Origin of the sequence: Xenorhabdus innexi (genome assembly GCF_002632485.1) — a bacterium.
Classification (GTDB): Bacteria; Pseudomonadota; Gammaproteobacteria; order Enterobacterales; family Enterobacteriaceae; genus Xenorhabdus; species Xenorhabdus innexi.
On the sequence record NZ_NIBU01000023.1, the window covers coordinates 33,845 to 56,337 of the forward strand.

At 43.5% G+C, this 22,493-nt stretch carries 23 protein-coding genes; 17 read left to right on the forward strand and 6 right to left on the reverse strand.

What is annotated here, in order from left to right; genetic code table 11:
• Nucleotides 1–60: 60 nt before the first annotated feature.
• Nucleotides 61–828, forward strand: a complete 768-nt coding sequence (gene bioH / locus Xinn_RS10985) for a pimeloyl-ACP methyl ester esterase BioH (protein ID WP_086954735.1) — start codon at nucleotides 61–63, stop codon at nucleotides 826–828.
• A 60-nt stretch (nucleotides 829–888) separates the two neighbouring features.
• Here the strand turns inward: bioH and Xinn_RS10990 are convergent, their stop codons facing one another.
• The 5 genes from Xinn_RS10990 to Xinn_RS11010 all read right to left on the reverse strand — a co-directional run bounded on the left by Xinn_RS10990 (nucleotide 889) and on the right by Xinn_RS11010 (nucleotide 5,363).
• Nucleotides 889–1,332: an OsmC family protein gene (locus Xinn_RS10990; RefSeq protein ID WP_086954734.1), complete on the reverse strand. Its 444-nt coding sequence runs from the start codon at nucleotides 1,330–1,332 to the stop codon at nucleotides 889–891.
• Between the two features lie 318 nt (nucleotides 1,333–1,650).
• Complete coding sequence (locus Xinn_RS10995) at nucleotides 1,651–1,881, reverse strand: FeoC-like transcriptional regulator (protein ID WP_086954733.1); 231 nt, start codon at nucleotides 1,879–1,881, stop codon at nucleotides 1,651–1,653.
• 9 nt (nucleotides 1,882–1,890) lie between these two features.
• Complete coding sequence (feoB, locus tag Xinn_RS11000; protein WP_086956533.1) at nucleotides 1,891–4,206, reverse strand: Fe(2+) transporter permease subunit FeoB; 2,316 nt, start codon at nucleotides 4,204–4,206, stop codon at nucleotides 1,891–1,893.
• Nucleotides 4,207–4,276: 70 nt separating this feature from the next.
• Nucleotides 4,277–4,519 (reverse strand): ferrous iron transporter A, encoded by a 243-nt coding sequence (gene feoA / locus Xinn_RS11005; protein WP_086954732.1) that lies wholly within the window; start codon nucleotides 4,517–4,519, stop codon nucleotides 4,277–4,279.
• 322 nt (nucleotides 4,520–4,841) lie between these two features.
• Nucleotides 4,842–5,363 carry a pyridoxamine 5'-phosphate oxidase family protein gene (locus tag Xinn_RS11010; RefSeq protein WP_086954731.1) on the reverse strand — a complete coding sequence of 174 codons (522 nt, stop codon included), beginning with the start codon at nucleotides 5,361–5,363 and terminating at the stop codon, nucleotides 4,842–4,844.
• Between the two features lie 380 nt (nucleotides 5,364–5,743).
• On the opposite strand from Xinn_RS11010, the gene Xinn_RS11015 reads away from it, so the two are divergent.
• Together Xinn_RS11015 and Xinn_RS11020 are read left to right on the forward strand one after the other, a co-directional pair.
• Complete coding sequence (locus tag Xinn_RS11015) at nucleotides 5,744–6,094, forward strand: type II toxin-antitoxin system RelE/ParE family toxin (RefSeq protein ID WP_086954730.1); 351 nt, start codon at nucleotides 5,744–5,746, stop codon at nucleotides 6,092–6,094.
• Between the two features lie 2 nt (nucleotides 6,095–6,096).
• On the forward strand, nucleotides 6,097–6,396 hold the full coding sequence (locus tag Xinn_RS11020) for a helix-turn-helix domain-containing protein (RefSeq protein WP_086954729.1): 300 nt from the start codon (nucleotides 6,097–6,099) through the stop codon (nucleotides 6,394–6,396).
• A gap of 132 nt (nucleotides 6,397–6,528) precedes the next feature.
• Here Xinn_RS11020 and Xinn_RS11025 read toward each other — a convergent pair whose 3' ends face one another.
• A complete protein-coding gene (locus Xinn_RS11025) occupies nucleotides 6,529–8,880 on the reverse strand; it encodes a Tex family protein (RefSeq protein ID WP_086954728.1) in 2,352 nt (783 codons plus the stop codon).
• A gap of 397 nt (nucleotides 8,881–9,277) precedes the next feature.
• Here Xinn_RS11025 and greB point away from each other — a divergent pair, with 397 nt between their 5' ends.
• From greB to Xinn_RS11095, 14 genes are all read left to right on the forward strand, one after another.
• Nucleotides 9,278–9,763 (forward strand): transcription elongation factor GreB, encoded by a 486-nt coding sequence (gene greB / locus Xinn_RS11030; protein ID WP_086954727.1) that lies wholly within the window; start codon nucleotides 9,278–9,280, stop codon nucleotides 9,761–9,763.
• Nucleotides 9,764–9,940: 177 nt separating this feature from the next.
• Nucleotides 9,941–10,660 carry an osmolarity response regulator transcription factor OmpR gene (ompR, locus tag Xinn_RS11035; RefSeq protein ID WP_086954726.1) on the forward strand — a complete coding sequence of 240 codons (720 nt, stop codon included), beginning with the start codon at nucleotides 9,941–9,943 and terminating at the stop codon, nucleotides 10,658–10,660.
• Nucleotides 10,661–10,746: 86 nt separating this feature from the next.
• A complete protein-coding gene (locus tag Xinn_RS11040) occupies nucleotides 10,747–11,829 on the forward strand; it encodes an ATP-binding protein (RefSeq protein ID WP_086954725.1) in 1,083 nt (360 codons plus the stop codon).
• Nucleotides 11,830–11,987: 158 nt separating this feature from the next.
• Nucleotides 11,988–13,028, forward strand: a complete 1,041-nt coding sequence (gene pstS / locus Xinn_RS11045; RefSeq protein WP_086954724.1) for a phosphate ABC transporter substrate-binding protein PstS — start codon at nucleotides 11,988–11,990, stop codon at nucleotides 13,026–13,028.
• A 48-nt stretch (nucleotides 13,029–13,076) separates the two neighbouring features.
• The gene (gene pstC, locus Xinn_RS11050) at nucleotides 13,077–14,048 is read left to right on the forward strand and encodes a phosphate ABC transporter permease PstC (RefSeq protein ID WP_086956531.1); all 972 of its coding nucleotides are present in this window, start codon (nucleotides 13,077–13,079) and stop codon (nucleotides 14,046–14,048) included.
• Nucleotide 14,049: 1 nt separating this feature from the next.
• The gene (pstA, locus tag Xinn_RS11055; protein WP_099137653.1) at nucleotides 14,050–14,976 is read left to right on the forward strand and encodes a phosphate ABC transporter permease PstA; all 927 of its coding nucleotides are present in this window, start codon (nucleotides 14,050–14,052) and stop codon (nucleotides 14,974–14,976) included.
• Between the two features lie 21 nt (nucleotides 14,977–14,997).
• Entirely contained in the window at nucleotides 14,998–15,777 is a 780-nt protein-coding gene (pstB, locus tag Xinn_RS11060) for a phosphate ABC transporter ATP-binding protein PstB (protein WP_086954723.1), read from the forward strand.
• Between the two features lie 25 nt (nucleotides 15,778–15,802).
• The gene (phoU, locus tag Xinn_RS11065) at nucleotides 15,803–16,519 is read left to right on the forward strand and encodes a phosphate signaling complex protein PhoU (RefSeq protein ID WP_086954722.1); all 717 of its coding nucleotides are present in this window, start codon (nucleotides 15,803–15,805) and stop codon (nucleotides 16,517–16,519) included.
• A gap of 110 nt (nucleotides 16,520–16,629) precedes the next feature.
• Nucleotides 16,630–17,490: an ABC transporter substrate-binding protein gene (locus tag Xinn_RS11070; RefSeq protein ID WP_086954721.1), complete on the forward strand. Its 861-nt coding sequence runs from the start codon at nucleotides 16,630–16,632 to the stop codon at nucleotides 17,488–17,490.
• Nucleotides 17,491–17,699: 209 nt separating this feature from the next.
• The gene (locus Xinn_RS11075; RefSeq protein ID WP_086956530.1) at nucleotides 17,700–18,437 is read left to right on the forward strand and encodes an amino acid ABC transporter permease; all 738 of its coding nucleotides are present in this window, start codon (nucleotides 17,700–17,702) and stop codon (nucleotides 18,435–18,437) included.
• 1 nt (nucleotide 18,438) lies between these two features.
• Nucleotides 18,439–19,194, forward strand: coding sequence for an amino acid ABC transporter permease (locus Xinn_RS11080; protein WP_086954720.1), 756 nt, complete (start codon nucleotides 18,439–18,441; stop codon nucleotides 19,192–19,194).
• A gap of 225 nt (nucleotides 19,195–19,419) precedes the next feature.
• Nucleotides 19,420–19,899 (forward strand): Hcp family type VI secretion system effector, encoded by a 480-nt coding sequence (locus tag Xinn_RS11085; protein ID WP_086954719.1) that lies wholly within the window; start codon nucleotides 19,420–19,422, stop codon nucleotides 19,897–19,899.
• Between the two features lie 52 nt (nucleotides 19,900–19,951).
• Nucleotides 19,952–20,980 (forward strand): Ssp4 family T6SS effector, encoded by a 1,029-nt coding sequence (gene ssp4 / locus Xinn_RS11090; protein WP_086954718.1) that lies wholly within the window; start codon nucleotides 19,952–19,954, stop codon nucleotides 20,978–20,980.
• 160 nt (nucleotides 20,981–21,140) lie between these two features.
• Nucleotides 21,141–22,337: a hypothetical protein gene (locus tag Xinn_RS11095; protein WP_086954717.1), complete on the forward strand. Its 1,197-nt coding sequence runs from the start codon at nucleotides 21,141–21,143 to the stop codon at nucleotides 22,335–22,337.
• Nucleotides 22,338–22,493: the final 156 nt, after the last annotated feature.

Sequence of the window (22,493 nt, forward strand, 5' to 3'; positions counted from 1 at the left end):
GTGAACATCGCTTTCTTCCTTGATAAGAAATCCCTGAAAGTAAATAAGGTGAGAATAACAATGGATAAATTGTTTTGGCAGACTTTAGGTGAAGCTCCTCGTGATCTTGTGATGCTGCACGGATGGGGGTTGAACGCAGAAGTTTGGCGTTCAGTAGAAACACGATTAGCTTCGCATTTTCGTTTACATTTAGTGGAGTTGCCGGGGTATGGGCGCAGTCAGTCGTATCCGGCCATGACACTGAAAGAGATGGCAGACACGGTTTGGCAACAGGCCCCCGAAAATGCCCTGTGGCTGGGATGGTCGCTGGGAGGGCTCATTGCCAGCCAGATTGCGTTAGATCACCCTGATAAAATGGCGGGCTTAATCACGGTCGCATCATCGCCAAAGTTCAGCGAAGGGGATGATTGGCCGGGAATTAAGCCTGCTGTTCTGGAGGCGTTCAAGCACCAGTTGAGTGAAGACTTTCAGAAGACGGTTGAGCGCTTTTTAGCATTGCAGACGTTGGGCACTGACAGCGCACGTCAGGATGCCCGTTTACTGAAATCTGTAGTATTAAACCAGCCGATGCCGACAGTAGAAGTACTCAATGCCGGGCTGGATATTTTGCGTACTGATGATTTGCGGTGTGAATTGGCGCAGCTTAAGTTACCTTTCCTGCGTATCTATGGTTATCTTGATGGTCTGGTTCCGCGTAAGATTGCAGCTTTGCTTGATAACGAGTGGCCGCACAGCCGTTCTGTTACTATGCGTCATGCGGCGCATGCGCCTTTTATTTCCCATCCTGATGAATTTGTCGATATATTGATGGATTTTGTCGGAAATTGAGTTAGTCAGCCTTCATTATTGATAATTCCCCATAACAGCCCTGTCGTGGGGAATTGAAACTTATCTGGAGGAATAAACTTCGGTGACGATTTCCGGTGTATTGACCAGAGTATCGAGTACAGGGCAGTTATTTTCTACAAAATGAATAAAATCGCGGATCTCCTGCTCGGTATTATCTGCTTTTATATGAAATTTTGATGTGATTTTGGAAAAGCCGATTTTCGCGTTTTTATTTTTCCCCGTGAAGCCGTCAGTATCCAATTCTCCTTCCACGTTTACCTGAATATCAATCAGGTTGATTTTATGTTTGCGGGCAAAACTTTTGGCCACAATGCACTGGCAGGCTCCGAAAGCAGAAAGAAGAGCTTCTACAGGGTTCATGGCTTCATCTGTTCCACCCAGATTTTTGGGTTCATCCACATGAAAGCTAAAACCACGCGATGAACATTTCATTTTAAGGTGACCAGCAGACTCTATTGTTGCAGCAAATAACTCTTTAGGCATTTTAGTATATCCTCAGGTTATTGATCATCATGACAGAACTGCATAATAAATATACTCTCTATCTTTTAAGCTGGCGTAATGCAGCTTGAAAGCCATTGAGTATGCTAAAAAAGTGTTTTTGTTCGTTAATCTATCATGATGGTTAAGAGAATTACCGTGCTGATGTTAACGAATCAGGTGTTACTCGAATGTAAAACCTGACTTGTTAACTGATTCAATAGAGTAAAAACTTAGGATGATTTAGGTTGCTAATGGTGTTGTTTTCGTAAGGAGCAATTCCAGAGGAATAAAAGACAGGAAGGTGCGATCAGCACCTCCTCACGGCAATTGATACGCCTTAACAGCGCACCTTTGAGTTTCCGGGCACTGTTTACAGCCACCACTGAGGCAGGAGGAAAGATCCACTTCCTCCAGTTTGCCCATCGTTACCAACTGACTGAGCATGGCCTCTACGATAGGCAGCGGTGCGGAAAACTGATGGCTCAGTGATCTGGCATCGGTGCGCCCATGAAGGGCGACCATATCGCGGATTTGCAACAGGCTAATCATTACGGCTCCTTAGTGGCAGCTACCGCCGGAACAATCGCAGCTCCGGTCTCTGCTAGTGCTATTGAATGTGACTGTGATTCTGCTGCGTGCACGACGTAATCCGACAAAGATTGCGATATTGAACAGAATGACAGCCAGAATCGTGAACAGGCTGCTTTGCGGATGCGCAGAAAAAGCGGTGGCCTGATAAAACAGCACAGCCAGAGAATAGGCAACGTTTAATCCCCATAAAATTGAGAAAGTCATCCAGCCACGGCTGGTTTCACGGGCAATCGCTCCCATCACAGAAACACAGGGCACATAGAGCAGCACAAAGATCAGGTAGCTATAGGCAGCCACAGGAGAGCCGAATTTGGCACTCATTACACCCATTGAACTGCTGTCCATATTGCCGTCGCCTTTGCTGGCCTCAATCGGGTTGGAGAGCGCACTCAGGGTGAATGTTTCTTTCAGGCTGTCCCATGTGTCTGTTACTGACCCTTTCAGTTCATCCAGCAGATTAAAATCATCAGGGTTGAATGGCTGTTTAGTAATATTCTCTGCGGTATAAAGTGTATTCAGCGTACCGACAACCACTTCTTTTGCCATCGCTCCGGTGATCAGCCCGACAGTTGCCTGCCAGTTATCAGAATGTACGCCCATCGGATGCAGGATCGGTGTGATGACTTTACTGACGGAGGCCAGCGCTGACTCGTTGATATTGTCTACGGTCTTACCGGAGAAAGAAAAACTATTGAGAGCACCGATAAACATACTGGCAGCGACAATCACTTTCCCCGCTCGGAGCACAAATCCTTTCAGGCGTTGCCAAGTCTGGATTAATAGCGTTTTGGCATGGGGCACATGATATACCGGCAGTTCCATCACAAAGGGAGATGCTTCACCACGCATAATGGTGTATTTGAGTAACAGGCCCGTCAGGATAGCAACGACAATACCGAGGAGATACAGGGAAAAAACAATACTGGCGCCATGTTTATTAAAGAACGCAGCGGCAAAAACGGCAAAAATAGCCAGACGCGCACCACAGGACATAAATGGCGCCATCATGATGGTAATCAGCCTTTCACGCGGCGCATCCAGTGTTCTGGAACCCATAACGGAAGGAACATTACAACCAAAGCCGACAATCAGGGGGACGAAAGATTTCCCCGGTAATCCCAGCGACTGCATCAGTCTGTCCATGACAAATGCGGCTCTGGCCATGTAGCCGGAGTCCTCAAGAAAAGAGAGGAAGAGGTACATCATGCCAATCTGAGGAACCAATGGCAGCATGGTATTGATACCGCCTCCGATCCCTTGTGCAAGGAACACCGTCAGCCAGTTCGGGAAATGAAGGGTATAACCGAGCCACTGCATACCATCAATGAAAATAGCGGAGGAAGCGCCATCAAAAATGGGCTGTAAAGCACCGCCGATATTAATCGCCAGTACGAACATGAGATACATGACAAACAGGAAAACAGGCACACCCAGCCAGCGATTGAGGATAACTTTATCCAGCGCCTGAGTCAGTTTATTGGGTATTGCTGAGTGAATATCCGTGACTGCCAGACACAGATGATTGATCGCCTGATAGCGGGCATCCGCAATGATGAGCTCGGGTTCTTCAACCTGTTGCTGTTGCAGGCGAATTTTACTTTCAGCCAGTTGCTCCTGCGTCAGCCCTGAACGTTCAAGGCTGTATATATCACCTTCCAGTATTTGTAAGCTGAGCCAGTGGCGCTGTTGCGGATTGAAATTTTTGCTGATCAAATCGGCGAGGCGGTTAGCCTCCTGCAATAGCGCATCGGGATAATTAACTAATACCGGACGCGCAGGCTGGTAGTAATGGTCAATGGTTTTTTTAAGCGTATTGATTCCGGTAGAGCGGGTGGAAACGAGTGGTATAACCGGGCAACCAAGACGCTGCTCCAGTGCTGCGATATCAATGTTAATATGCTGGCTTTCGGCTATATCCAGCATATTCAGGGCAATAATGCAGGGAATACCAAGCTCGATGAGCTGTAATGAAAGATAGAGATTACGTTCCAGATTTGAAGCGTCAACGACATTGATAAACATATCGGCTTCACTGCTCAGTATGTATTGGCAGGCAATTTGCTCGTCAATTGAGGTTTGTTCGGAAATGGTCGTGAGGGAATAAGTACCGGGAAGATCCACAAGGTCAATTTGGTGTTTTTGGGTAGAAAAATGCCCGATTTTGCGCTCAACCGTAACCCCAGACCAGTTGCCGACCCGTTGTCGGGAGCCTGTAAGTTGGTTAAATAATGTGGTTTTCCCAGAGTTAGGGTTACCGATTAAACCTATAGTTAATTGTTTCATCATACTTTTTACTGATCAGGAAGATTGTGCATCATTGCATTCAGTCGCTGGACTGTACGACATCAGGATTTCATTCCGTTGGCGCTGTTGAATGTACTGCTGCTAATGTGAGAAGTGCCAAATCTTTTTTACGGAGAATAAGGTTGACTCTGCGTGTTTCTATTTGAATAGGATCTCCCAGAGGGGCTACCCGAATGACCTGAAAGGTGGAACCGGGCAACATACCCAGAGACAATAGTTTTTGTCTGTATGCGCGGTTTATTTGTGGGAAGAATCCCAGAATTCTATAGCTCTGATTTGGAGTCAATGACATATAACACTCCGTGAAAATTTAAAATACAGTGATTATGAGAATGATTATCCTCAATAAAGCAAAATTCACAAGTGGAAGTATATTAGTTATTTAGGATTAAATCGCTAATGATAATAATATGCAATACCACTATCGTCTATTTATCACTGAATAATGACGGAATAATTTGATATTAATCAATTTAATGGTGATTCGATTAAAAATTAAAGTTTTGTAAAGAATGTAAATAAAAGGGGATAATAACAAGCTCCAATAAGAAATGGCGCTTGTTATTACTTATTTTTCCTATTAATTATTAAATCAATTTATGTTTTTTATTAATTTAGGGGGAAGAGAACAAATCACTTAAAGAGATTGAAACACGGGCATCATCCTGATGTTCACTCCAACGAGCTGAGTCGTACACCCACCATGATTCAATGTTTACTTTATAGAAACGGCGTATTGCGCTCCCATAAAAATCAGTAATGGGGCGAGCGTTTTTCTGTCTGGTATCTTCATCTGGAAACGTTTTCAGGAAGAAGTAATCATAGGTTTCCTGTAGGTCTTCGTCAGGGATCTGACGAGCCTGACCAATAAATTGAGCACCTGCAAGTGTTGGTGGCGAATCCGGTATTGTTATGTCTGCGCTGTAGATTGTACCACTGACTTGCGGGTTGATATGTAGTTCCTGAGAATGTCGGGTATCCTGCTTTGAATACCAGATTAAACTTAATGGATTGTATTTAGGAATATAGAACAGTGTGGTTGACCAAACGGTTCCGGCATTAGGGTCATGAGTGGAAAGTCCGAAAAATCTTATATTGCTGAGTAAGTCAAAACTACTTTTGACATGTTTATTCATAAATTACTCCTTAATAACTTTAGCTTTTAGTTATATTTATAATTTATTAAACAGCGTCTCATCGCCACGGAATATATTAATTATGGTTATGAAAAAGGAGTGGTGAATTATTAATAGAGAATATCGGATAATGTTTTTTTACGTTCTCTTTTATTTTTCATAATATTAATCTGATTGTAAAGAGATTAAATTTAGAAGAATTCTAAATGCTTACTTGAGTTACTGATAAAAAACAAGTTTGAATTTACAAGATAAGATATTGGACGATTTCGGTTTGTAATTCCTGTCCGTGTTCAATATTGAACTTGTGTATATAACAAATATGTTATATTTTATCCATAACGAATAAGTTATAGAACATGGACTGTGGGTAGGATGGTATGTGGGACGTTATCACAACAGAGTATTTTGATGCGTGGTTTCTGGCTCAGGATGATGAACTCAGGGAATCCGTTTACGAAGCAATGGGGGTATTGGAGAGGTTCGGGCCGAATCTTGGAAGGCCTTATGTTGATACACTATATGGCTCAGATTTCCCAAACATGAAAGAATTACGTGTGCAACATGCAGGTGATCCGATTAGAGCTTTTTTTGCATTTGATCCTAAACGACGTGCAATCGTTTTATGTGCTGGCAATAAAACAGGGGTAAATGAAAAACGGTTCTACAATGACATGATCCGGCAAGCTGATTCTGAATACCGCCGTCACTTAAACAATTTGGAGAAATAACTATGGCCAATTACAGAGAATTATTGGCAAAAGAAAGCCCGGAAATGCAGGCACGGGTTGAAAAGCGAGTGGAACAAGCAAGCATCAAATTGGCCCTTAGTCAGTTGCGTGATGAATTAGATATGTCACAGGCGGAGCTTGCTGCCGCTATGGGGGTTCAACAGCCTTCCATTGCTCGGATGGAGAATTCTGATCATGACCCACGTCTCTCAACACTCAAGCGCTATGTGGCAGCCTTGGGAGGGGAATTAAGTATTGATGTAACACTTCCGACCGGTAAGCGTGTGGCAATTCATCTATGATTCAGAAGGTCAATCTTAGTTGGTAAGCATCATCGTCTCATGAGCTTTTAAACTTGATAAAGCTGATCTGAGATAAAACTAAGCTGAACTGACTCAAGCGAGCCAGTTCAGGAAATAATCTCTTAAAAGAGGTTAGCGTTTTTTACCAAAAGCGGCTGCCAATGCATCACTCATGGCACTGTTAGCTAATGGCGAGGAACCGGATGAACGGAAATTCTGGCGGTTTTTGCCATTTCGGTTACGTTCATTGCCGTTACGCTGTTCCTGACGGTTGCCACCCTGCGAATTATTACGACGGGCAGGCGCTTCTCCCGGCTGTTCATCAAGGCGCATTGTCAGAGCAATACGTTTGCGGTTCAGGTCAACGTCCATCACCTTAACTTTCACGATATCGCCCGTTTTTACTACCGTGTGTGGGTCTTCCACGAACCGATCGGAAAGAGAGGAGATATGCACCAGTCCGTCCTGATGTACGCCGATATCAACAAACGCACCGAAGTTGGTGACATTAGTGACTGTACCTTCCAGAATCATACCTGCACGCAGGTCATTCATCGTCTCCACACCATCGGCAAAAGTGGCGGTCTTGAATTCAGGACGAGGGTCGCGGCCAGGTTTTTCCAACTCTTTCAGAATATCGGTTACCGTCGGGATACCGAATTTCTCAGTGGTAAAATCCTGAGCTTTCAAATCGCGTAATGCTGCTGGGTTACCCATCAGTTCCGGCAAAGTCTGTTCTGTTGTTGCCAGAATTTTTTCAACAACCGGATAGGTTTCAGGGTGAACGGTAGACGCATCCAGCGGGTTATCGCCCTGATTAATACGCAAGAAGCCCGCACATTGCAGGAATGCTTTCGGCCCGAGGCGATGGACTTTCAGTAGTTCTCCACGGTTGTTAAAACGGCCATTTTCATCACGCCAGTTGACGATATTCTGGGCAACAGAGCGGGTCAGCCCTGCAACACGAGTCAGCAGAGAAACTGATGCGGTATTCAGGTCAACCCCTACACTGTTTACACAGTCCTCAACGACGGTATCCAGTTTTTTGGCAAGCTGAGTCTGGCTGACATCATGCTGATACTGACCGACACCAATGGATTTAGGCTCGATTTTCACCAGCTCTGCCAGTGGGTCCTGAAGACGGCGCGCAATGGAAACGGCACCACGCAGTGAAACATCCAGATCAGGGAATTCCTGAGCAGCCAGCTCAGAGGCAGAATAAACGGAAGCACCGGCTTCACTGACGATGACTTTCTGTGCAGTAACGTCAGGATACTGTTTCTGAACATTGGCAAAGAAGCGTTCTGTTTCACGGGATGCCGTGCCATTACCAATAGCGACCAGATCAACATTATGCCTGGTGCACAGAGCCGCAACCGCTGCGGCTGCTTTATTTTCCTGACCTGTGTGCGGGTAGATGGTATCGGTGGCCAGTAGTTTGCCGGTTGAGTCAACAACAGCAACTTTGACACCTGTTCTCAGACCCGGGTCCAGACCCATTGTGGAACGCATACCCGCAGGAGCGGCCATCATCAGATCGTGCAGGTTACGGGCGAAGACGTTGATCGCTTCGTTTTCCGCTTTTTCACGCAGTGTAGCCATCAATTCTGTTTCCATATGCAACAGAACTTTGATACGCCACGTCCAGCTCACGACAGCCTTGCGCCATCCGTCAGCCGGTGCGCTGTTCAGGCGCAGGTTCAGATGGTCAGTGATAATCTGTTCGCAGTAACTTTCTTTAGGAGCTTCTTCAAACTGAGGGTCGGCATTCAGGGACAGTTGCAGGATGCCTTCATTGCGTCCGCGGAACATCGCAAGAGCACGGTGTGATGGTACAGAAGAGATAGATTCATGATGATCGAAATAATCGCTGAATTTAGCACCTTCTTCCTCTTTACCTTCAACAACTTTGGCCGTCAGATGGGCATTTTTCCACAGATATTCACGTACTTTTGCCAACAGAGACGCATCTTCAGCAAAACGTTCCATCAGGATATAGCGGGCACCATCTAAGGCCGCTTTGGTATCCGCAACGCCGTTGTCAGCATTAACATACGCAGCGGCGGCGGATTCCGGCTCCTGCTGCGGGTCTTGCCACAACAGGTCTGCCAGTGGCTCCAGCCCGGCTTCAATAGCAATCTGCCCACGGGTGCGGCGTTTAGGCTTATAAGGCAGGTAGAGGTCTTCCAGCTCGGTTTTACTGAGCGTGGAATTAATGGCTTCAGCCAGTTCACTCGTCAGTTTACCCTGCTCTTCAATAGATTTCAGGATAGTCTGGCGGCGGTCTGACAGTTCACGCAGATAACCAAGACGGCTTTCAAGCTGGCGAAGCTGGGTATCATCAAGCCCCCCGGTAGCTTCTTTACGGTAACGAGCAACAAAGGGAACGGTATTTCCTTCATCAAGTAAAGCAATCGCGGCCTGAACTTGCTGGGGTTGAGCCTGTAACTCACCGGCAATAATTCGACTTAAAGATTCATTCATAGTCTATTTTCTTCAACTTTCTTAGCGTCTGTAGATAGATATCAGCAGACAGTACCAGATTCATCCAAAATTCCCCTTCAATGTTTCAGGTTACCCCGATGTAACTTGAAATCTATTGGGTATGGATGCTGGCAGGTTTCACACTTGACTCCATTATATACGTACCGAGCGCAATAATTTCCAGTTTATGCCTTTTATCTTTCGATTATCTGTTTTGTTGCGGGTTCTGAGCCGCCAGAGTCATTGGTTATCTGTTGCTGTGATACAACTCGAAAGACGGCGGGTATATCAGGTATAGCATAATATTTCTGTCATGTTGCGATGGAACTCCTCGAATATCTGCCCGGTTAAGATATAGTACTGCGCCATTAATCATATTTTCTCAAGTGAGTTTTTCATGGGCAAAAGTAACTACATTACCCGAGAAGGCTGGCAGGCGCTTGATCAGGAACTGAAGTACCTCTGGAAAATTGAGCGTCCAAAAGTCACTCAGGCTGTCTCTGATGCGGCTGCATTAGGGGATCGTTCAGAGAACGCAGAATATATTTATGGTAAAAAAAGGTTAAGGGAAATTGACCGTCGGGTGCGTTTTTTATCTAAAAGGCTGGATGTATTGCAAATTGTCGATCCTGATCCGCGACAGGAAGGAAAAGTCTTTTTTGGGGCATGGGTTAAAGTCGAAAACGAAAATGCCGAAGAATATATTTTCCGTCTGGTGGGGCCGGATGAGTTTGAGCCAGCCAAAAAATGGATCTCCATTGATTCACCGGTAGCCAGAGCACTACTGGGTAAACAGGTTGATGATGAAGTGACTGTGATGACCCCGAATGGTCAGGCAGTTTACTGGATTCTGGAAATCAGTTATCAGCCACCGGAAAGCTAAAAGTAGTCGGTAGAAGTCAGGGAGCAAGGAAAACAGGGATGAAAAACAGAAACATAAGCAATTATTGTCAATGCTGCAAATATTATTAAAATACATGGCGTTAGTGTTCTTTTAAAGCGTGGATTTTCTGTAAAAATAATGGATATTGCGGGCATGGAGCATCTTGGGAGCTGAAACATGCAAGAGAGTTATAAAATCCTTGTTGTTGATGATGATATGCGTTTGCGTGTCTTACTGGAGCGCTATTTATCAGAGCAGGGTTTTCAAGTTCGTTGTGTTGCAAACGCAGAGCAGATGGATCGCTTATTGACCAGAGAATCTATTCAATTGATTGTACTGGATTTAATGTTGCCGGGCGAAGATGGGTTATCTATCTGCCGCAGATTGAGGAGTCAGAATAACCCGATTCCTGTCATCATGATTTCTGCGAAAGGGGAAGAAGTTGACCGGATTGTCGGTCTGGAGATAGGAGCAGATGATTATCTGGCAAAGCCCTTTAATCCGCGAGAATTACTGGCACGTATCCGCGCAGTGTTGCGCAGGCACTCCCATGAATTAGCTGGCGCACTGACTTCGGATAACTCGGTAGTGACTTTTGGTAAATTTAAACTGGATATCGGGACGCGGGAAATGTTTCATCAAGATGAGCAACTGCCGCTAACCAGTGGGGAATTCTCGGTACTGAAAGCATTGGTGTCCCATCCACGTGAACCATTATCGCGGGATAAACTGATGAGTCTGGCCCGCGGCAGGGAATATGGTGCGACGGAACGCTCTATTGATGTGCAGGTTTCCCGTTTGCGCCGCCTGATTGAAGAAGATCCGTCGCATCCCCGCTATATCCAGACCGTTTGGGGGTTGGGGTATGTTTTCGTTCCTGATGGCAATAAGGCATAAGCTGTAAAGCCTGGTTGTATAAAGCCTAAATGGTGTGAAACCTGAATAATATAAGGTCTCTGATAAGGAATAAGTGGAAGTAGGTTATGAAAAAGCTCAGGCTCTCACTGCATAGTATATTTTCCCGTGCTCTGCCTTGGGTACTGGCGATGCTGTTGAGCAGCCTGATGATCAGTTATCTGCCTGCCACCATGCTGGCAAGGCTGGAAGATATCTCATTTACCACCGTATTCCCGTATATCCTGATAAGTACACTGCTGTCAGTATTATTGGTTGCCACTATAGGCTGGTTTTACTTTCAGGCGCAAAGGCGTCCTTTGGCAGCCGTACAGCAGGCAATAATAAAAACAGGAAAAGGGAAAATCATTGCACCATTGCCTGAATCGGGAACATCCGGTACTCGGTCGGTTATCCGGGCTTTTAACCAAATGTCGGTGGCACTGAAGTCGCTGGAGGATGATCGGGCTATTTTTATGGCAGGTATCAGCCATGATTTACGTACCCCGCTGACCCGGATACGGCTGGCGATGGAAATGATTGATGAAAAAAATGATTTTCTTTGCGAATCCGTCAATCATGATATTGAAGAGTGCAATGCAATCATTAGCCAGTTTATTGATTATCAGCGGGCAGGGCAGGATACGGCAAAAATTCGTTGTGAATTAAATCAGCTCATTGAGGAAGTAATCAGGGCAGAAAAAGCGGTAATGCCAGAAAAGAAAAATCCGGGAAAAAACCATGCTGCTGAAAGCCATTCTTTTAAAAACCACTCTTTGAAAAAAATAGCAGATAACCTGTCTATGCAGCCTGTTTTCATTATGGCCGATGCTCTGTCTGTGAAGCGTGTAGTGGCGAATATGCTCACTAATGCTCAGCGTTACGGCAATGGATGGATCGGCATCAGCAGTGGCAAAACTGAAAGATTTGGCTGGTTTCAGGTGGAAGATAATGGCGTAGGTATCACAAAAGAACAAGCTGCTGTTTTGTTCCAGCCCTTCAGACAGGGAAAACCGCATCACATAAATAACGGCAATAATTACAATGGGGTCGGGCTTGGGCTTGCCATTGTCCGCCGCATCATCGACATACATGATGGATACCTTGAGGTGGGCAGAAGTGAAAGAGGCGGCTTATCCATTCGTGCTTATATTCCACTGGCTGATTCTTAAACGCTCCATTCTGAATCGCTGTCATAAAAATGTCATAATTCATACATATTGCTGTCATCAAAGTGACTTATTTTTCTCCCTCCAGAACCATTTTTTTCTGAAAACCAAACTATTAACAGTTGTTTTTGATAAATAATGCGTCTCTTAGCGGAGGGTGTATGAAACCAATGCGTCTCACTGTGATCGGTATTATGGCAGCAGCATCAGCTGTGGTATCGATATCTTCATTTTCAGCAACCAGCCTGACAGGAGCTGGGGCAACCTTTCCGGCACCGATATATACCAAATGGGCTGATTCCTATCAAAAAGAAACAGGTAATAAAATCAATTATCAGGGAATTGGTTCTTCAGGGGGCGTAAAGCAGATTATCGCCGGTACAGTTGATTTTGGTGCTTCAGATGCGCCATTGACTGATGAAAAACTGGCATCAGATGGTTTATTCCAGTTTCCTACTGTAATCGGTGGCATTGTGTTGGCGGTAAACTTACCGGATATCAAATCGGGTCAATTGGTGCTGGATGGTAAAACGCTGGGAGATATTTACCTCGGCACCATTAAGAAGTGGAATGACCCTGCCATTGCGAAGCTGAATCCGAATCTTAAACTGCCTGATCAAAACATTGCCGTTATTCGCCGCGCGGATGGTTCAGGTACCTCATTTGTCTTTACCCGCTATCTATCCAAAGTGAATAGTGACTGGAAAACAAAAGTCGGCGCTGGCTCTACAGTGAAATGGCCGACCGGGCTGGGCGGTAAAGGCAACGATGGCATTGCCGCATTTGTTCAGCGTCTGCCCGGCTCCATTGGTTATGTTGAATATGCCTATGCGAAACAGAATAACCTTGCCTATACCAGCTTGATTACCGCTGACGGAAAGACGGTTGTCCCGACTGAAGCAAGCTTTAGTGCGGCGGCAAAAGGTGCTGACTGGAGTAAAAGTTTCGCACAGGATCTCACTAATCAGCCGGGTAACAATGCGTGGCCAATCACTTCAACGACATTCATCCTGCTCCATAAGCAGCAGAAAAATGGCACAAACGGTGCATCTGCTCTGAAATTCTTTGACTGGGCTTATGAAAAAGGCGGTCAACAGGCGAAAGAACTGGATTATGCCGTGTTTCCGAAAGATGTTATCGAACAGATACGTGCGGCATGGAAAAGCAACATAAAGGATGAGCACGGCAATGCCCTGTACTAACCATTTTTTAGCGGGTGGAAAGGGATAACTCAAATGGGAATTGCGCGCATGGTAAAACATAAAGCCACTCACCAAACCAGTTTACAGAAAGCACCGGGCAGGTATGGTGACATCATTTTCAGTCTGCTGGTCAGGCTGGCTGCACTGATGACGCTATTCCTGCTGGGAGGCATTATCATTTCGCTGTTTGTTGCATCATGGCCGAGTATGCAGCAGTTTGGTATTGCTTTTCTATGGCAGAAAGAGTGGGATGCTCCGGCAGGGATCTTTGGTGCTTTGGTACCGGTTTACGGCACATTAGTTACCTCGTTCATTGCCCTGATTATTGCCGTTCCGGTGAGTTTTGGTATCGCCCTGTTTTTGACCGAGCTGGCACCAAACTGGCTGAAACGGCCGCTTGGTGTCGCAATTGAGTTACTGGCAGCCATTCCCAGTATCGTTTATGGCATGTGGGGGCTGTTTGTGTTTGCTCCGCTTTTTGCCACCTATTTTCAGCAGCCTGTCGGTGAGGTTTTATCGGGGATTCCTATTGTAGGAGAACTGTTTTCCGGCCCGGCTTTCGGCATCGGTATTCTGGCGGCGGGGATTATTCTGGCCATTATGATTATCCCCTATATCGCTTCTGTGATGCGTGACGTCTTTGAGCAGACGCCTGTCATGATGAAAGAGTCTGCTTACGGTATTGGCTGCACAACATGGGAAGTGATTTGGCATATCGTTCTGCCTTATACCAAAAATGGTGTCATTGGTGGCGTTATGCTGGGGTTAGGGCGGGCATTAGGAGAAACGATGGCGGTGACTTTTATTATCGGTAATACCTACCAACTGGATAGTTTTTCACTTTATATGCCGGGAAACAGCATCACCTCCGCACTGGCAAACGAATTTGCCGAGGCTGAGTCTGGTCTGCATACCTCAGCATTGATGGAGTTGGGGCTGATTTTATTTGTCATCACCTTTATTGTTCTCGCGCTGTCAAAACTGATGATTATGCGTCTGTCCAGAAATGAGGGGCGCTGAAATGTTGAGTCCTGATAAGCGCCAAGCCAACCAGATAACTAACATCGCTGGCGCAGAAAATCTGGCAGGCTGTCGTCGGATGCAGGTCTGGCGTCGGCAGAAAAACCGTATCGCCCTGTTTCTATCGATGGCAACAATGGTATTTGGCCTGTTCTGGCTGGTCTGGATTTTAATTTCTACAATCACTAAAGGCATTGATGGAATGTCTGTGGCGTTATTCACGGAAATGACACCGCCCCCCAACAGCGAGGCAGGAGGGCTGGCGAATGCCATCGTCGGCAGCGGGCTTCTGATTTTCTGGGCAACGGTATGTGGTACACCTTTAGGCATAATGGCGGGGATTTATCTGGCTGAATATGGCCGCCGATCTTTGTTAGCTGAAATGGTGCGCTTTATTAACGATATTCTGCTTTCGGCACCGTCTATTGTTGTCGGGTTATTTGTCTACACAGTCGTGGTCATTAAGATGGGGCATTTCTCCGGTTGGGCAGGGATTATTGCGCTGGCTTTGTTACAAGTTCCGATTGTCATCCGCACGACGGAAAATATGCTGAAACTTGTACCGGATAGTTTACGTGAAGCCGCTTATGCACTGGGAACACCGAAATGGAAAATGATCACGGCTATCACATTAAAAGCCTCAGTATCCGGCATTATTACCGGTGTCTTACTGGCTATCGCCCGTATTGCAGGTGAAACCGCACCTTTACTGTTTACTTCGCTTTCTAACCAATTCTGGAGCACCGATCTCAGCCAGCCCATTGCTAACCTGCCTGTCACCATTTTCAAATTTGCCATGAGTCCATTCTCTGACTGGCAACAACTGGCATGGGCCGGTGTTTTGCTGATCACCCTGTGTGTATTGTTGATTAATATTTTGGCTCGAGTTTTATTTGCCGATAAGAAATTTGCCGGAAAGAAATTCTGAAACTGAAGAGAGAAGCTGCTGATGAATCAGGCTAATAATGGTGTGGCAGGGAGTAAAATTCAGGTACGTGATTTGAACTTCTATTATGGCAAATTTCATGCCCTGAAAAATGTGACGTTAGATATTGCGCAGAATAAAGTGACCGCCTTCATCGGTCCTTCGGGATGCGGTAAGTCAACACTGTTGCGCACCTTCAATAAAATGTATGAACAGTATGCAGAACAGAGAGCTGAAGGTGAGATCGTGCTTGATGGGGCAAATATTCTGACGGATAAACAGGATATTGCGTTACTGCGGGCTAAAGTGGGAATGGTGTTCCAGAAACCGACTCCTTTTCCGATGTCGATTTACGACAATATTGCGTTTGGTGTGCGTTTATTTGAAAAGCTCCCAAGAACTGAAATGGATGAACGGGTGCGATGGGCGCTGACAAAAGCCGCCTTGTGGAACGAAACAAAAGATAAGCTGCATCAGAGTGGTTACAGCCTGTCAGGAGGCCAGCAGCAGCGTTTATGTATTGCCCGTGGTATTGCGATCCGCCCGGAAGTTTTATTGCTGGATGAACCTTGTTCTGCCCTCGATCCGATTTCCACCGGGCGTATTGAAGAGCTTATCAGCGAACTGAAAGCGGAATATACCGTGGTGATCGTGACCCATAATATGCAGCAGGCAGCACGTTGTTCTGATTATACGGCTTTTATGTACCTTGGTGAGCTGGTTGAGTTCAGTGACACTGACATCCTGTTCACTACACCCAAAATGAAGCAGACCGAAGATTATATTACAGGTCGTTACGGCTGATACAGGCTAAACGGGGTAGCTAAAGATGGACAATCTGAATTTCGGCAGGCATATCTCCGGTCAGTTCAATGCTGAACTGGAACATATCCGTACTGAGTTAATGGCGATGGGCGGATTGGTAGAGGAGCAGCTGAGTAAAGCGATTATGGCGATGCATAATCAGGATCGCGAGCTGGCTCAGCAGGTTATTAAGGATGACCAGAAGGTGAATATGATGGAAGTGGCGATCGATGAAGCCTGTGTCAGAATTATTGCCAAACGTCAGCCTGCTGCCAGTGATCTGCGCCTGATTATGGTTATCTCAAAAACCATTGCAGAGCTGGAACGTATTGGTGATGGAGCGAATAAAATCTGCCAGACCGCTCTGGAGCGCTTTTCTCAGCAACAACAGCCGTTGCTGGTCAGTCTGGAGTCTTTGGGGTGGCATACTATCCGTATGCTGCATGATGTTCTGGATGCTTTTGCCCGCATGGATTTGGCGGAAGCCATCCGTATCTATCGGGAAGATAAAAAAGTGGATCAGGAATATGAAGGCATTGTCCGCCAGTTAATGACTTATATGATGGAAGACCCGCGTACCATTCCAAGCATTATGACCGCACTGTTCTGTGCTCGTTCGATTGAACGTATCGGGGATCGTTGTCAGAACATTTGCGAGTTTATTTTCTATTACGTCAAAGGGCAGGATTTTCGTCATATTGGTGGCGATAAACTGGAAGAGTTGCTGACAAAAGGTGAGTAATATTTATTCAAAAAAGTTATAAATATAGCATTTTTTATTATTTCATGTGCTATGACGAAATTGATAGCTTTTGTTAAACAATGAACAATTATTGATAACAGGGGTATCCAATGAAATTCCGCAATCAATCTCGTCAGAATCAGTCCCGCATAGCACTGACTGCATTATTGACCAGTCTGGTATTGGTTTCAGGTGTCGCTAAGGCAGATAAACTTGATGATATAAAAAAAGCTGGCACCGTTCGTATTGCGGTCTTTGACAGTAACCCGCCTTTTGGTTTTATCGATCCTAAAACCAAAAAACTGGCGGGTTATGATGTGGATATCGCTAACGCCATCGCCAGCGATTTGGGCGTAAAACTGGAACTGCGTCCGACGAATCCCGCCAACCGTATTCCACTCCTTGCATCCAAAAAAATTGATTTAATTGCTGCGAATTTCACAATTACCGATGAACGCGCAAAACAGGTCAATTTCTCCATTCCTTATTTTGCTACGGGGCAAAAATTCATTGCCCGTAAAGGTATCCTGACCAATCCGGACGATATCGCGAAATTACGTATCGGTGCGGATAAAGGGACGGTACAGGAGATTACGCTGCGCGAACGTTATCCGACGACTAAAGTCATCTCTTATGACGATACTCCACTGGCATTTGCAGCGCTGAGAAATGGCAATGTTCAGGCGATCACGCAGGATGATGCAAAATTAGTTGGCCTGCTGGCCAATGTGCCTGAGGCGCAAAAAGCGGATTTTGAAATCTCACCTTTCAGTATTACCCGTGAATATCAGGCGGTCGCTGCTTCAAAAGGAGAAACGCGATTGGTTGACTCTGTTAACCAGACCTTGCTGAAACTGGAAAAAGAAGGTGAAGCAGAAAAAATTTATAACCGCTGGTTTGGCCCTGAAACAAAATCGGCACAACCGCGTGGTAATTTCAGATTCGCTCCGTTAGACAATCAGGCAGAGTAATAAATCACACCTGAAATTGCACCGGAAACCAGCCCCGTCTATGTGCGGGGCTGTGCCGTTTGTTGATATACCCGTCGTCTTTCAAGTTGCCTCTTTGTTGGCTGCGTTCATTCACTCCGGTCACATAGTTACCTATGCTCCGGGGGCATTCTCTTGCCGCCGCGATGCATGAAATCCATAGGGGTGAATATGATTATGGTGAACACACTATGTTTGAGCAATTTATCAGCGAGCACTTACTGGCTCCAGAATATCTGCAATGGCTCTGGCAGGGGTTCCTGATTACATTGTGGATCTCTGCCTGTACTGTTGCTTCTTCCACCTTATTAGGCTTTGTCATTACGGCTGCGCGGGACAGCCAAATCAGGCCATTGCGTTGGCTGGTGACAGCCTATACCTCGGTATTCCGTAATACGCCACTATTGGTACAACTATTTTTCTGGTATTTCGCTTCCGGTCAGATTTTACCTCAGGCCGCGATGATCTGGCTGAATACTTCACATGAAACCACGCTGGCAGGTATCACACTTGAATGGCCTTCATTCGAGTTTCTGGCAGGGTTTATCGGCCTGACGCTCTATTCAGCGCCTTTTGTGGCGGAAGAGCTGAGAGCAGGAATGCGGGGGATTGGGCGCGGGCAGAAATATGCGGCTCATGCACTGGGGCTAACCGGCTGGCAGGCGATGCGCTATGTTGTCCTGCCACAGGCATTAAAAATTGCCATGCCGCCACTCTTGGGGCAGTACATGACTATCGTCAAAAACTCATCACTAACGATGGCGATTGGTGTGGCTGAACTTTCCTATGCTTCCCGTCAGGTAGAAACGCAATCCCTGAAAACATTTGAGGCGTTTGGCGTTGCGACAGTGTTTTACATCGCGATTATTGCGGTGATGGAAGGCTGGGGACAGTGGCGTCAGCAGAGAATACTGGCAAGGGGGCATTGAGATGGATTTTACAGTTATCACGGAAAACTGGCGCTACCTGCTGCTGGGAACATTTCCTGACGGCCCACTGGAAGGAGCGGCATTAACGCTGCTAATCAGCCTCATGGCCGGAGCAATCTCGATCGTTCTGGGAATAGTGGCAGGTGTTGCTCTGGCAATGCTGCAAGGTTTCTGGGTAAACCTGCTGGCGGCGGTATTAGGTTTTTTCCGCGCCATTCCGGTTATTATGCTGATTTTCTGGACTTACTTCCTGCTACCGGTAGTTTTAGGGGTGGAAATTCCCGAAATTACAACCGTTGTTTGCGCACTGGCTCTGATCACTTCCGCTTATCTGGCTCACGGTGTTAAAGCAGGCATTCTGGCAATCGGAGAAGGGCAATGGCGAGCAGGATTATCTTTGGGCTTTAATCGTTGGGAAGTCTTGTGGCATATCGTTTTACCACAGGCCTTACGCATGATGGTGCCTTCATTTATCAACCAATGGATTGCATTAATCAAAGATACGTCACTGGCTTATATTGTCGGAGTAGCAGAATTGTCATTTCTGGCAACGCAGGTTAATAACCGCAGTATGGTTTACCCGATGGAAGTCTTTTTATTTGTCGCCTTAGTTTATTTCGTGATGTGTTTATCACTGGAATTAACAGCCAACTATGTGGCTCGTCGTTTCTCAGTGAAGCGTGAGAGAAAGAAATTTCTGTGGTTTTGGTCTAAAAAAGAATTAAATATTATTCCCAACGCTAACATTAAATGTTAGCCAGATATTTTTCTTTTTGACTCTATTAACTCTCCACTGTTGAAGTGGGGAGTTATTATTACTATCTAAATATTAAAATAGTATTACTTATTAGTTTATATTTGTGATAAATAAAAACTAAAATTCATATACTACAATAAATATCCATTCTATGGAATAAGTCATATTTCCTTATTTTATTTTATGCTATAACAGGCAGAGTAAATAATAATAGGTTAATATAATATGGCAAATTCGATTTATGTAACGATTAAAGGCAAACTTCAGGGCCTGATTTCTCAAGGATGTTCTACATTAGACTCCATTGGTAATAAATATCAATTAGGACATGAAGATCAAATTTTTGTATTACAATTTAATCATGGTGTTTCTCGATCACAGAATGTTTCTCACCAGCCGGTTAAATTTGTTAAGTTATTAGATAAATCATCCCCGTTACTGTTAATGGCAATTTCAAACAATGAAGAGGTAGACCTGATGTTTGATTTTTACCGAACGTCGCAAGCTGGTGGACAGGAGCTTTATTATTCTGTCAATTTAAGGAATGCTAAGTTATTAAATGTGAATGTCCAATATCCACATTCGGTGAATCATAATGATAGACAGCCCGAAGAAGTTGTTGCTGTTCAGTATAAAGATATTGTTTGCCAGCACCATGCGGCTGGTACATCCGGATACAGTGCTTGGGAAGAAACTGTTTATTAAGGCTCGACATCGTACTTAATATATAAGTAAATAATCACGAGTGGTGATCAAAATGCAATTTAATAGTCTTACATCACAATTAAGAAATGAATTTGATGAAAGTAAGTTACCTAACTTTCAGTCTGCTAGAATGTTTGGCCATATACATTGTAGCGCTAACAATATTGATTTTCAGGCTATTGCTGATACTTTAGATTGCCACCGTGATTTTTATGGTGCAGGAATAATTTATTCAGATGGACTATCTAAGCGTTATTTGGTTAGGCCATCAAAAAGAAGAGGAAGCCAAACATCCTCTGAATTAACACATATTATCATCTTTAATCGAGAAGCTATAAGCACTACTCCTGAAGTAGAATTGAAAAAAACAGTATCAGAGCCCAATTTGATGTTAGAAATTGGATCAACTGCACTTTCATGTGGTTCTGCAGCAGCATTTATAGTTGTTGAATATGTTTCAGCAGCAGCGGCTCCAGTTACGTTAGGGGCTAGTTCAGTCATTACTGTTTTGGCTTATAGTGGTGCTGTAGCAAGTACTCTTCAATGTGGAAATGGCATCTATAGGGTTTATCAACTTACCAGTAGTGGTGAGGAAGGGATAGAAAATATCGCTTGGTTAGATTCACAAGATTGGTATGTTGCAACGACAACAATGCTGGATATAATCTCTCTCGCTTCCGGATCTGCGGCTTTAAAAGAGGCATACCACACTTACAGAATAATGAAGTCTACATCTTCACGTAGTGCATCTGAGTGGTTAAAAAAAATGCCGAGGCATGAGAGAAAGAGACTAACAGAAGAAATTATGCGGCATAATAATCCAGGTATTTCTAATCAGGCTATAAAAGACGCAATAAAAAGAGGAAAATATCTTAAACACTATCCAACAGAAGAAATCCAAAGAGCCCTACGAAACCATTTGATAAATTCTCTTTCTGCTGGAGGTGGCTTTTTTGGCAGTGGAATGACGGGAAGTATCAGGAGTCCTGAAAACATAGTAAACTCAGCTAGTTATGTTATTGGTGTAATTTACTCTATTGTGGAAGAGCAGCCAGCCACTTATATTAGAAATAGCTATTGATAAAAAGGTTTTACAAAATTCATGCTATTATAGCAATCAGATTAATATAATATTTTTATGGCATTGAATGAAAAGCTCTGCCACTTTGGTATTGGGTGTGTATAAAATAGTTTTAAAAATAAAGAGGTAATATGAAATATCAGATTTTTTTGGAGATTGTATGATAATTAATAATGCATTAACAAATAAAAAGTTCAGATATATTCTTGACCTGTATAAAAACACAGATATTAGAGTTAAAAACGGTGATTTTTCTTTGTTGGATGAGATAAATTCTGTTAATCCTAAAACTAAATTATCTATTAATAGATTATCAGAAGAAAGTGTATTGTTGGTCTTGTTTTCTTCATTGGTTTTTATTTCTTATATGACATTTATTTCTGTGCTATATGATTTTTACCTTTCTATTGATATTGCAGGTCTTAAACGATCTACCACTATATTTATTATTTCTATTACTTCAGTGCTAACACTTTATGCTTATAGAGGAAGTCTTTTAGCTTTAAAAATACTGAATAGGTTAAATACATTAAGTATTGTTTTGGCTATTGGTCTTCTTTTACTTAATTATTTTATTTATTATATGCACCACGAATTGTATTTATTAATAATTGTCCTTTTTAATTTCTTTACTAACAGAATAATCATTAATAGCGAAATATTTTCTCGTATGATGAGAGGGATATTATGGTTTAAAGTTAACAATTTATTTTTGAAAAAAAAGATAGATAAAGAAGAAAATATCGTTCAACATGTTGATAATTATAATAAATTAAATGTGTTCATGATATTTTGGAGGTATTTCATATTAAATGAAAATCTAAATAATGTACTTAAATCAAGTTATGCACTTAATCAAAGAGTGAAAAAAAATGACAAAACTTTGCTAACAGAAAGGAAGCTAAATAAATATAGATTATTATTGCGTTTTGATATTCCGAAGAAAGCATTATTAATAACATTGCTTTCTACTATATTACTAATTAAATTTTATGTAATGGTCACATTTATGCTGTTATTTAACTTGCATAATAAAAATCATTTACCAATTCTATTTTTTATTTCTTCGGTAGCCTTGATATTTGCATTTTTGTCAATATCATTGACACATCGTGGCATTAATTTAGGTTTTATCATGCTAACTGCAGCCCGTTATCTTTCTTTTATACTTTTTATTTCTCTAGTTGGTTTAAAATTTATTGTGAATATATTGGACTATAGTAATATATCTTTATGTATTATAGGGTTGGATCTTTTTATGGTTTTCTTTATGTTAAATACTAAATATTACAGTAATTATATTAAGGAACTACATTACTTTCAGATATGGCATAAAATTATCCGTAAAAAATTATAATGCTCTGTAATAGTTGAGTTTTTATTATTGTATTTATATATTTATATATTTATATATTTATATATTTATATATTTATATATTTATATATTTATATATTTATATATTTATATATTTATATATTTATATATTTATATATTTATATATTTATATATTTA

Coding starts and splice junctions, on each gene's coding strand:
- feoA (WP_086954732.1), bottom strand. CDS start 4,519: ATGTCATTGACTCCAAATCAGAGCTATAGAATTCTGGGATTCTTCCCA.
- Xinn_RS10990 (WP_086954734.1), bottom strand. CDS start 1,332: ATGCCTAAAGAGTTATTTGCTGCAACAATAGAGTCTGCTGGTCACCTT.
- Xinn_RS10995 (WP_086954733.1), bottom strand. CDS start 1,881: ATGATTAGCCTGTTGCAAATCCGCGATATGGTCGCCCTTCATGGGCGC.
- pstS (WP_086954724.1), top strand. CDS start 11,988: ATGAAACCAATGCGTCTCACTGTGATCGGTATTATGGCAGCAGCATCA.
- Xinn_RS11025 (WP_086954728.1), bottom strand. CDS start 8,880: ATGAATGAATCTTTAAGTCGAATTATTGCCGGTGAGTTACAGGCTCAA.
- Xinn_RS11095 (WP_086954717.1), top strand. CDS start 21,141: ATGATAATTAATAATGCATTAACAAATAAAAAGTTCAGATATATTCTT.
- pstB (WP_086954723.1), top strand. CDS start 14,998: ATGAATCAGGCTAATAATGGTGTGGCAGGGAGTAAAATTCAGGTACGT.
- pstC (WP_086956531.1), top strand. CDS start 13,077: ATGGTAAAACATAAAGCCACTCACCAAACCAGTTTACAGAAAGCACCG.
- ssp4 (WP_086954718.1), top strand. CDS start 19,952: ATGCAATTTAATAGTCTTACATCACAATTAAGAAATGAATTTGATGAA.
- Xinn_RS11080 (WP_086954720.1), top strand. CDS start 18,439: ATGGATTTTACAGTTATCACGGAAAACTGGCGCTACCTGCTGCTGGGA.
- Xinn_RS11020 (WP_086954729.1), top strand. CDS start 6,097: ATGGCCAATTACAGAGAATTATTGGCAAAAGAAAGCCCGGAAATGCAG.
- Xinn_RS11070 (WP_086954721.1), top strand. CDS start 16,630: ATGAAATTCCGCAATCAATCTCGTCAGAATCAGTCCCGCATAGCACTG.
- Xinn_RS11075 (WP_086956530.1), top strand. CDS start 17,700: ATGTTTGAGCAATTTATCAGCGAGCACTTACTGGCTCCAGAATATCTG.
- Xinn_RS11010 (WP_086954731.1), bottom strand. CDS start 5,363: ATGAATAAACATGTCAAAAGTAGTTTTGACTTACTCAGCAATATAAGA.
- phoU (WP_086954722.1), top strand. CDS start 15,803: ATGGACAATCTGAATTTCGGCAGGCATATCTCCGGTCAGTTCAATGCT.
- pstA (WP_099137653.1), top strand. CDS start 14,050: ATGTTGAGTCCTGATAAGCGCCAAGCCAACCAGATAACTAACATCGCT.
- Xinn_RS11015 (WP_086954730.1), top strand. CDS start 5,744: ATGTGGGACGTTATCACAACAGAGTATTTTGATGCGTGGTTTCTGGCT.
- Xinn_RS11085 (WP_086954719.1), top strand. CDS start 19,420: ATGGCAAATTCGATTTATGTAACGATTAAAGGCAAACTTCAGGGCCTG.
- ompR (WP_086954726.1), top strand. CDS start 9,941: ATGCAAGAGAGTTATAAAATCCTTGTTGTTGATGATGATATGCGTTTG.
- greB (WP_086954727.1), top strand. CDS start 9,278: ATGGGCAAAAGTAACTACATTACCCGAGAAGGCTGGCAGGCGCTTGAT.
- feoB (WP_086956533.1), bottom strand. CDS start 4,206: ATGAAACAATTAACTATAGGTTTAATCGGTAACCCTAACTCTGGGAAA.
- Xinn_RS11040 (WP_086954725.1), top strand. CDS start 10,747: ATGAAAAAGCTCAGGCTCTCACTGCATAGTATATTTTCCCGTGCTCTG.
- bioH (WP_086954735.1), top strand. CDS start 61: ATGGATAAATTGTTTTGGCAGACTTTAGGTGAAGCTCCTCGTGATCTT.